The sequence below is a fragment of the Blautia sp. AF34-10 genome, from assembly GCF_003477865.1.
Classification (GTDB): Bacteria; Bacillota; Clostridia; order Lachnospirales; family Lachnospiraceae; genus Fusicatenibacter; species Fusicatenibacter saccharivorans.
In genome coordinates this window covers 1-8,835 of record NZ_QUED01000043.1, presented here as the reverse complement: position 1 = coordinate 8,835, position 8,835 = coordinate 1, and the positions used below count along the sequence as shown (strand labels likewise).

10 protein-coding genes and 1 pseudogene are annotated in these 8,835 nt (G+C 39.8%); 6 read left to right on the top strand and 5 right to left on the bottom strand.

The genetic code is table 11. From position 1 onward, the window contains the following. Positions 1-234: 234 nt before the first annotated feature. The 5 genes from DWZ60_RS16130 to DWZ60_RS16115 form a co-directional block, all read right to left on the bottom strand. Positions 235-777, bottom strand: a complete 543-nt coding sequence (locus tag DWZ60_RS16130) for a DUF3800 domain-containing protein (RefSeq protein WP_158576417.1) — start codon at positions 775-777, stop codon at positions 235-237. Beyond that, positions 761-1,054, bottom strand: coding sequence for a hypothetical protein (locus DWZ60_RS17145; RefSeq protein ID WP_147397770.1), 294 nt, complete (start codon positions 1,052-1,054; stop codon positions 761-763). The genes DWZ60_RS16130 and DWZ60_RS17145 overlap by 17 nt, the downstream gene beginning before the upstream one ends. A gap of 70 nt (positions 1,055-1,124) precedes the next feature. Then, on the bottom strand, positions 1,125-2,486 hold the full coding sequence (locus DWZ60_RS16125; RefSeq protein WP_119222113.1) for a relaxase/mobilization nuclease domain-containing protein: 1,362 nt from the start codon (positions 2,484-2,486) through the stop codon (positions 1,125-1,127). Continuing rightward, positions 2,435-2,776, bottom strand: a complete 342-nt coding sequence (locus DWZ60_RS16120) for a MobC family plasmid mobilization relaxosome protein (RefSeq protein WP_119222111.1) — start codon at positions 2,774-2,776, stop codon at positions 2,435-2,437. The genes DWZ60_RS16125 and DWZ60_RS16120 overlap by 52 nt, the downstream gene beginning before the upstream one ends. A 351-nt stretch (positions 2,777-3,127) precedes the next feature. Further along, positions 3,128-3,472, bottom strand: coding sequence for a winged helix-turn-helix transcriptional regulator (locus tag DWZ60_RS16115; protein WP_119222109.1), 345 nt, complete (start codon positions 3,470-3,472; stop codon positions 3,128-3,130). Positions 3,473-3,776: 304 nt separating this feature from the next. On the opposite strand from DWZ60_RS16115, the gene DWZ60_RS16110 reads away from it, so the two are divergent. From DWZ60_RS16110 to DWZ60_RS16085, 6 genes and pseudogenes are all read left to right on the top strand, one after another. Then, complete coding sequence (locus tag DWZ60_RS16110; RefSeq protein WP_158576416.1) at positions 3,777-3,944, top strand: DUF1934 family protein; 168 nt, start codon at positions 3,777-3,779, stop codon at positions 3,942-3,944. A 155-nt stretch (positions 3,945-4,099) separates the two neighbouring features. After that, positions 4,100-5,283 (top strand): annotated as a pseudogene (metK, locus tag DWZ60_RS16105) (methionine adenosyltransferase). Between the two features lie 19 nt (positions 5,284-5,302). Beyond that, on the top strand, positions 5,303-6,187 hold the full coding sequence (locus DWZ60_RS16100; protein WP_119222105.1) for a radical SAM protein: 885 nt from the start codon (positions 5,303-5,305) through the stop codon (positions 6,185-6,187). A gap of 13 nt (positions 6,188-6,200) precedes the next feature. Further along, positions 6,201-7,058 (top strand): NAD(+) diphosphatase, encoded by an 858-nt coding sequence (nudC, locus tag DWZ60_RS16095; protein ID WP_119222103.1) that lies wholly within the window; start codon positions 6,201-6,203, stop codon positions 7,056-7,058. Beyond that, a complete protein-coding gene (locus DWZ60_RS16090) occupies positions 7,055-7,822 on the top strand; it encodes a dihydroorotate dehydrogenase electron transfer subunit (RefSeq protein WP_119222101.1) in 768 nt (255 codons plus the stop codon). The genes nudC and DWZ60_RS16090 overlap by 4 nt, the downstream gene beginning before the upstream one ends. Further along, complete coding sequence (locus tag DWZ60_RS16085; protein ID WP_119222099.1) at positions 7,815-8,723, top strand: dihydroorotate dehydrogenase; 909 nt, start codon at positions 7,815-7,817, stop codon at positions 8,721-8,723. The genes DWZ60_RS16090 and DWZ60_RS16085 overlap by 8 nt, the downstream gene beginning before the upstream one ends. The last annotated feature ends 112 nt before the right edge of the window (positions 8,724-8,835 follow it).

Here is an 8,835-nt window from a genome sequence, read left to right as displayed (position 1 = left end):
CCACCTCACGATGGACACCCTTGCTGTTCTGCTATACACTTCCTCGTTGCCTAGGCGTGTTCGGGACTTTCACCCATTAGAGCGCGCCCATGGCGCGCAAACCAAAAATCGCACCCGCTAAACTGCAGGTGCGATACTTTTGTCAATATTACGAGTCCTACGCAGCTCCAGGACGGAACAACATATGACTCTAATAATATTATACACCATATTTGTATGAAGTCAAACAAAAAATTATTCAGATAAATCATTAGAAAATTCTTCACTTAGAAGGCTTTCATCATTATCAGAAGTAGTAAATTTCTCGCTTACAGGATAGGAGAAGTTTTTGCCCATTTTCTGAAAGCCATATTCCAGATAATGTGATTTGGGGATGAAGTTATTTTCCGTAAGATTATGTAGTTTGGTGAAAAGCTCTACAAGCCATTCCTGAAATTCTGTTCCTGGTTCTTTTTGGTCAAGCTCATTTTCGTAATAATGTCTCACGATACCAGCAAATATATCGGCGAACTGTACTGCAGGAGTTACAGCAGAGCTGACAAACAAAGGCATTTCTAATATGTGATGGAAAGAACGCCCAAACTTCGTTTTGAAAAGAAAACCTGTAATTGCCTCAGCAATTTTTCGGTCAGCATCCTCATGCACCTCATCAAATATCATCATTGCTTTGCCATAGTGATGATGATTACAGTAAAACTCAACCTTTTTTAAAAGAAGGTAATACTGCTTTGGAAGATGATGCTCCGGAACAATAATTGGTTCATCTGGCTTGTCCATAATTATGCAAAATAGCAGCGTCATAAGAGGTAATGATGTCCACCATGCCTTCAACATACGCTTTATTATTTGTACGATTCTTAGTAATAGTTGCTTCACGAATTAGTTTTGTAGACTTTATTTCGTCCTGTTTTCCGTAAATAGAATCTTTTAATTTATATATCTGATTTGTTATCGGTTTAATATCATTTTCATGGATACAGACACCAAGCAGGATAGGATTCTTGGTTGAATCGGTAGGGCGAGGGTATCCACTTTCGTCAATAAATGTAAGCATGTAAATAGATTACTCCTTTGTTAAGTAGTAAATTGATTATACTATAAAATAGATTGACTTACTACCAATATTATAGAGATTGTTGTTTGTTTTTGGAATCTTGGGTATTAGGTATATCCCTTGCAAGATACTGATTAAGATTTTCCTGTTTCTGTTTCAGCTCACGCACTTCCTTTTCACAATCTTTATAGGTGGAAGTCAGCTCGCTTTTCTGCTTCATCAGTTCCTGATACTCAGCTTTCAGTTTATCGACATTCAATCCCTTTAAGTTTATGCCCGCCTGTTCAAGCATACGTCTGGCGCCGCCATAAAGAATGATCTGGCTTTCGTATCTGCGGAAATATGCGTCCGGGTTCTTGGCTTTTTTGTAGCCGATATGATAGGAGCGGTTGTCTTTGTACTGCTGTGCATATTTGATGATTTCCGCAAGGTCTTTGATACGGTGTTCCAGTTCCACCACGCTCTGCTTTGCAGACTTTCCGGCTTCGGTTTTTACCGCAATTTTGTGTTCCAGTTCTGCAAGGGAACCGACTTCATTATAGCTTTGTGCCGCGATCTTTAAATTCTCGATGGCAGCCCACCTTTGCAGTCCCGGACTGCTTCTAAATTTCTCGTCCGAGGTGTCAATGAGCCTGCGGGCAGAGTAGTCCCTTTTTGGGATTACTGCCTTTCGTTCCCGTTTCCTTTCAATGCGTTCCCGGATACGTTCCTTTGTGTATTCCTTACCCAAAGACTTCGCACTGCCACGCACAAAACGCTCTTTATCCAGAGGGCGGAATGAGATGTATTTGGCAGCTCCTTCTTCAAAAGTTTCCCCTTTGATTTCATACCCTTTGGCTCTCATCAGAAGCAGAAATTCTTCGTAAGTGGAAGTCGACTTGATGCAGAAATTGATGTCCTTTCTTATCTGCGTTTTCCATGCAGAACCGTTCTGGTTAGACTGCCATTCTTTGTATTTTTTGCCACGCTGCGCACCCGGAATGATGACGGAAAGATTGTGTTCCTTGCACAGCTCATCACTCAGATTCCGGATGTGGTAATAGGACTGTTTGCAGTCGTGATATTTGTTGTGTTCGATGTTGTCAGCAGCGCAAAAAATGATGTGATTATGAACGTGTCCTTTGTCAATATGGGTGGTTACAATATACGAATATTTCCCCTCTAAAAGTTTATCTGCAAGCTCCTTTCCAATGCGATGCGCTTCTTCAAAACCAACCTCTCCCGGAGTAAAAGCCTGTATCAGATGATAGGCTTTGTTGGGACTGTTTTCCCGGCAGTGGTCCAGGGTATATTTGAAGTCATAAGCTGCGGTTTCAGGAGAACAGGCATAAGAGGAAACGAACATTTTTTCATCGGTCTTTTCGGGGTTGCAGATGTAGTCTATCGCTTTATCAACGGTTGCTTTGATAGCATGGATTTTTGTGTACGCCATACCTCATTCATCAACTCCTTTACTTCGTCCATATCTTCCTTATAAATGTTTCCGGTGCTGTTTATTCGCTTGGCAATCTGGTTCAAATTTGAGCTGATACGTCCAAGCTCCGTATTGTAATTTCTAAGATAACTGTAATCCACGTCATAGACATAGCCATACAAAATGAGCTTTCGCAAGAAAGCGGACTTGCTTTTCATGCCTGATACTCTGAACTTCTCGTCCAGGATATACTGCTCGTCATCATCGAGATAAAATTGCACCGGATTGGTGCGTTTTCTGTTTGCCATTATTTAACTCCTTCCTTTTTTGGGTACAAAAAAAATGCTGTAAAATGTTCGATGTTTTACAACAGTTTGTTTCAAAGTGTATTCGATTTTTGGATAAAGTTATCCAAGAAAAATTGTAGCAAAATTGCAGAAGAAGGTCAATGATTTTACTGTGAAAATTGGCTCAAAAAATATAAGAGGGTTAGGGATACTTCCCTATGGAAATTTACGGGTTGTGCCTGTGGCATAAAAGTAAATTTCAGCCCATGTGTCATGACATGGGCAGTGCTTGCTATGAGTGTTACCGACACTCCCGGAGGGTGTGTCGATAGTTGATTACTTAGGGAAGTAGTACTCTTATGGAAAACAGGATTAGCATAAATGTGTTTCGCTCCATTCTTTCATTTGCTCTAAAATTGGAACAAAGCTTTCGGCTAATTCTGTAAGGGTGTATTCTACTCTGGGAGGTATTTCTTGATAAATCTGACGATTGATCCATCCGTCATTTTCCAATTCCCTTAACTGTTTGGTAAGAGTTGATTTTGTGATTTCATCGCCAATTCTTCTTTGTAATTCCCCAAAGCGTTGTACTTTATAAACTGAAATGTACCACATAATTAAAATTTTCCATTTCCCTCCAATAACGGACTGCAACTTGGTCATCGGAACGCAGCTTGCCATAAGGATCTGACTACGAGAAAATTTGTTATCAGCCATAATAGCACCTCCTTTGTATACAAATTATAAAATATCATTTAATGAATATCAAGGTAGTGTCTTTTTTTATACCAGGTAAGAAAAATGCGTCTAAGACAATAAAAAGACAGTACTTGTAGAATATTTTTTTTCAATTTAGACTGTGTTTGAACGGAGGTGATAGGAATAAAACATAACATTCAGATTTCTGTTCGCAGTATTCAAAACTTTGGAAGTGAACCAGAAGTGATTTTAACCAAAACAACAGGAAGTTATTGTTTGAAAAATGGATTTCATACAATTAATTACTATGAGTTGGATGAGTATGGAAGTGCAACAGATTAATTTTATTTTACTTTCAGAAAAAGAAATGCAGATGAGAAAAAGCGGTTCATTTTCGGGACAGTTTTTATTCGTTTTAGATAACAGGACAGAGACTAGTTACTTAACACCTTTTGGAAAAATAATTTTTGAAGTGAAACGAATCCTATAACCTGAACGTTCAAAAAGAATTTGTTTGAATGTAACAACTAAGATATAGGTTATATACAAGCAATCAACTATTTTCAGAAAATTTTGTAACCATTGAGATTTCTGAGAACAACTAAAATGATTTTATTCAATTAGTATGCAGAGGAGGAATCACTAATGAGAAAATTATTTACTTCAGAATCTGTAACAGAAGGACACCCGGATAAACTTTGTGATCAGATTGCGGATGCTGTTTTGGATGCAGTCATCCGAAAAAAACCTGATGCAAGAGTAGCTTGCGAAGTGTTTGCTACAACGGGAGTGGTATTTGTCATGGGAGAAGTATCAGATGGTGCTTTAGATAGTATTGATATAGAACAAATTGTTCGCGAGACCATTAGACAAATCGGATATAGTGATTATCGCTTTGGGTTTCATGCAGATACGGTTGCAGTTATTACATCCATTCATGCACAATCTCCGGATATAGCGCAAGGTGTCACGAAAGCACTGGAAGTTAGAGAAAGTAAAATACAAGAACTTGGAGCAGGAGATCAGGGAATGGTGTTTGGTTATGCTTCAGATGAAACAGACGAATTGATGCCAATGCCGATATATCTGGCTCATGCTTTGACAAGAAAGCTGGCTATGGTAAGGAAACAGGGAGTTGTCTCGTATCTTGGTCCAGATGGAAAAGCACAAGTATCGGTTGAGTATGAAGATGATAAGCCTGTTCGTGTAGATAACATAGTGATTTCTGCACAACATCTTCCGGAAATTGAACATGATACCATTGAAAAGGATATGATTGAACAGGTTATTCGAAAGGTTATTCCAGAACAGCTTATTGATACAGATACCAAATTTTTTATAAATCCTACCGGACGTTTTGTGATTGGTGGACCTCAGGGAGACACCGGACTCACAGGGCGAAAAATTGTAGTAGATACTTATGGCGGATTTGCCAGACATGGAGGAGGTGCATTCTCAGGAAAAGATCCAACGAGGTTGACCGCAGTGCAGCTTATGCAGCAAGGTATGTGGCAAAAAATCTGGTTGCGGCAGGGGTTGCCCACCGCTGTGAAATACAAATAGCATATGCTATCGGCGTTGCAAATCCAGTTTCAGTCTCGGTAAATACTTTTGGAACGGGGGTGATTCAGGAAGAACAGATTTTGGAATTGATTGATGAGTTCTTTGATTTACGCCCTTCGTCAATCATTAATGGATTAGGGCTTAGAAAACCTATTTATAAACCAACAGCATCATATGGGCACTTTGGACGAAAAGATTTGCAGCTTCCATGGGAATGGACAGATAAAGTTACAGTGCTTCAAAGTGCATTAGCAAAGATGAATTAACGAAAGGAGAATATATATTATGCATTACACAGGAACAATTTGGAGACCACCTTATGAGGCGTGCAGTGCCCTGGTTCAGGTGACGGCTGGCTGTACTCATCATAAATGTAAATTCTGTACTCTTTATGAGGATGTACCATTTAAATTTCGCATGTCTCCATTATCCGAGGTAGAGGAAGATTTGAAGGAGATCAGTCGTTATCACAGGAATGCAAAAAGAGTTTTCTTTACTGGGGCAAACCCGTTTGTTCTGAGTTTTGATAAGCTGAAAACTCTGGCAGAGTTGGTAAAGAAGTATTATCCAAAGGTGCAGTCGATTGGTTGTTTTGCCCGCATTACCGATATTACACCAAAAACCACAGAACAGCTTAGGGAGCTTAGACAACTTGGATATAACAGTATCACTATTGGTGCAGAAGCAGGTGATGAGGAATCACTGTCTTTTATGCACAAAGGCTTTGGTACAAAGGAGATTATTGCAGAGAGCAAAAGACTGGACGAGGTCGGTATGGACTATAATTTCTTTTATCTTGCCGGAATCTATGGTTCTGGTCGTGGGGAAATTGGAGCAAAGAATACTGCAAAAGTATTTAATCAGGTTCATCCGAAGATTATTGTATCTTCCATGTTGACAATCTATCCTACATCGGAATTGTATCAGGAAATTCAGAATGGAAATTGGGCAGAAGAGACAGAAATCGAAAAACTTTATGAGTTAAAGACTCTGATTGAAAATCTTGATATTAAAACTTATTTTGCAACAATGGGTGCGTCCAACTGCATCAATGTAGAGGGGCATTTGCCGAAGGATAAGGAAAAGATGACAAAATGGTTGGATGAGGTTATTGCTTCTGTAGATGAAAAGGAACTTAGAAGATATCGTGAGAATTTGCGGCATCTGTAAGGAGGAATAAGCAATGATACAGGATATTTTTCCCAGCCGCTTAGAACTTACATTCCGTAATCTAGTTCCTGCATTGGAAGATTGTTTTTTCTCGTTTCAAAATGGGAATGTACTTTTGCGAATCTGCGAGGATGGAAGCAGGGAACTTCCTACTTTCCGGGATTTGCAAAAGCCCATTGAGAAAATAAGGGACTTGACGGTATTTCTATTTTGTGTTGATGACATACCAATTTATCTTCTTCAGCCGAATGATATTGTTGCATCGGAATGGCAGTGTCTGCGGTATTTCCCGGTTGAGTATTTAAACCACATTTTACCAGAGTGGGTATATTTTGCCGGAATTACAGCTTTACATTTAGGGCACTGGTATGAAAGAAATGTTTATTGTGGAAAGTGTGGAGACAAGATGGAAAGGAACCGGAACCAGCGGGAATTAATCTGTCACAGTTGTGGGAACATTGTCTATCCGCACATTGCTCCGGTGGTGATGGTGGCAGTCATAAATGAAGATAGATTGCTGATGACAAAGTATGCTGACCGTTCTCTATCCCAATGGGTTCTCATATCCGGTTTTGTGGAAATTGGAGAAACGCTTGAGGAAGCGGCAAAAAGAGAGGTTTTTGAGGAAGCAGGTATTCATATCAAGGATTTAAAATATTTTGGCAGTCAGCCATGGGGATTTTCTAATTCTGTCATTGTGGGTTATATTGCCAGACTGGATGGATCAGATGAAGTTCATCTTGATAAAAGAGAACTGGCAGTTGCAGAATGGCATCCCCGTTCTAATTTGCCGAAAGAATTGACTGATATCAGTATAGCTTATGAAATGATAGAAGCATTACGGATTCATGAGAAAGGAGGGCTGGAATGAATACATATTGTCTTGCAACTATAGTAAACCATGAGGAAATTACATCCGGGATATGGAAAATGGAACTGGCGGCATCAGAGATTGCCCGGACAGCAGAACCGGGGCAATTTATTCAGCTATATCCACCGGATAAAAGAAATCTGTTGGCACGTCCAATAAGTTTGTCAGCTATCTCAGAAAAAAGCGTAACCATTGTATATAGAATTGCAGGAAAAGGTACAAAGCAGTTTTCACAGTTGCAGAAGAATGACCGCATTCGTATTATGGGACCATTGGGAAATGGATTTGTACTACCGGACCAGGCAACAAAAAGCATTGTTGTTGGAGGTGGCTTGGGAATTCCACCACTTTTAGAGCTGTCTAAAAGACTTGGTGGAAACACAGAAGTTTTGCTTGGTTATCAGGACATACCATTTATGGCAGAGGATTTTCATAGATTGGGTATCAATGTCCATATTGCAAGCCAGTCGGGAAATTATGGCTTGCATGGAACGGTGTGTGATTTACTGGAAAAGTTTAATCCTTCAGCAGGACAGGTATTTGCTTGCGGACCAAGACAGATGCTTAAGTCTGTGTCAGCATGGGCAAAAGAACACAGTATCCCGATTCAAGTTTCTATGGAAGAACGGATGGCATGTGGCATTGGTGCCTGTCTAGGATGTGGAGTGAAGATACAAAAGCCAGGAGAACCGGATTGGAAATATCTGAGGGTATGCAAAGATGGTCCTGTTTTTTCAGGAGAGGAGGTTGTTTGGGATGAATAGTGGGATGGAAACGACGATTGCAGGCGTGACATTAAAAAATCCGGTTACAACAGCATCCGGGACTTTTGGTTCTGGTCGGGAATATGGAGAATTGATTGATTTAAACCGTTTGGGTGCAATTACAGTGAAAGGTGTTTCTGAGGAAGCATGGAGGGGAAATCCCGTTCCCAGAGTTGCAGAAACACAGGATGGCTTATTAAATTCCATTGGATTGCAGAATGCAGGAGCAAAACATTTTATTGAGAATGATATTCCGTTTCTTAGACAATATGATACGAAGATAATCGTCAATATTTGTGGACATACTTTGGCACAGTACTGTTCGGTTGCAGAGAAATTTGCAGATTGTGATATTGATCTTTTGGAACTTAATATTTCCTGTCCAAATGTGGAAGAGGGTGGATTGAGCTTTGGCACAAATCCGCACATTGTAGAACGAATAGTGGGTGCTGTTCGTCATTACGCAAAACAACCTTTGATTGTAAAACTGTCACCGGAAGTCAGCGATATAACAGAAATAGCAAAAGCTGCTGTTTCTGGTGGGGCAGATGCAATTTCGCTAATTAACACACTAAGAGGAATGAAAATAGATATACATAAGCGTAAACCTGTACTTGCAAATAGAATCGGAGGGTATTCTGGTCCCGGTATTATGCCTGTGGCACTGCGAATGGTTTATGAGGTCTGCCATAGCGTTGATGTGCCTGTGATTGGCATGGGTGGTATTTCAACATACGAAGATGCTCTTGAATTTATTATGGCGGGAGCAAAGGCTGTTGCTGTTGGAACTGCAAATTTTCATAATCCTTATGCGACTGTAGAAATCATAGATGGAATTTGGAGATATATGAAAGAAAATAAAATTTCCTCATTGGAAGAAATCAGAGGATGTATTGATTAAGCATATATCCATGAAATATGGCAGTGAGAATTATTTCATTAGTATAGGTGATAGAATGGGAAAATATTAGTTTTATCATTTCTGATGAGGAAGAAGAGACTTATCAGAGAAT

Bases quoted from the DNA above. Each gene is read 5' to 3' on its own strand.
- DWZ60_RS16130 (WP_158576417.1), bottom strand. From the start codon at position 777: ATGGACAAGCCAGATGAACCAATTATTGTTCCGGAGCATCATCTTCCA.
- DWZ60_RS17145 (WP_147397770.1), bottom strand. From the start codon at position 1,054: ATGCTTACATTTATTGACGAAAGTGGATACCCTCGCCCTACCGATTCA.
- DWZ60_RS16125 (WP_119222113.1), bottom strand. From the start codon at position 2,486: ATGGCGTACACAAAAATCCATGCTATCAAAGCAACCGTTGATAAAGCG.
- DWZ60_RS16120 (WP_119222111.1), bottom strand. From the start codon at position 2,776: ATGGCAAACAGAAAACGCACCAATCCGGTGCAATTTTATCTCGATGAT.
- DWZ60_RS16115 (WP_119222109.1), bottom strand. From the start codon at position 3,472: ATGGCTGATAACAAATTTTCTCGTAGTCAGATCCTTATGGCAAGCTGC.
- DWZ60_RS16110 (WP_158576416.1), top strand. From the start codon at position 3,777: ATGGAAGTGCAACAGATTAATTTTATTTTACTTTCAGAAAAAGAAATG.
- DWZ60_RS16100 (WP_119222105.1), top strand. From the start codon at position 5,303: ATGCATTACACAGGAACAATTTGGAGACCACCTTATGAGGCGTGCAGT.
- nudC (WP_119222103.1), top strand. From the start codon at position 6,201: ATGATACAGGATATTTTTCCCAGCCGCTTAGAACTTACATTCCGTAAT.
- DWZ60_RS16090 (WP_119222101.1), top strand. From the start codon at position 7,055: ATGAATACATATTGTCTTGCAACTATAGTAAACCATGAGGAAATTACA.
- DWZ60_RS16085 (WP_119222099.1), top strand. From the start codon at position 7,815: ATGAATAGTGGGATGGAAACGACGATTGCAGGCGTGACATTAAAAAAT.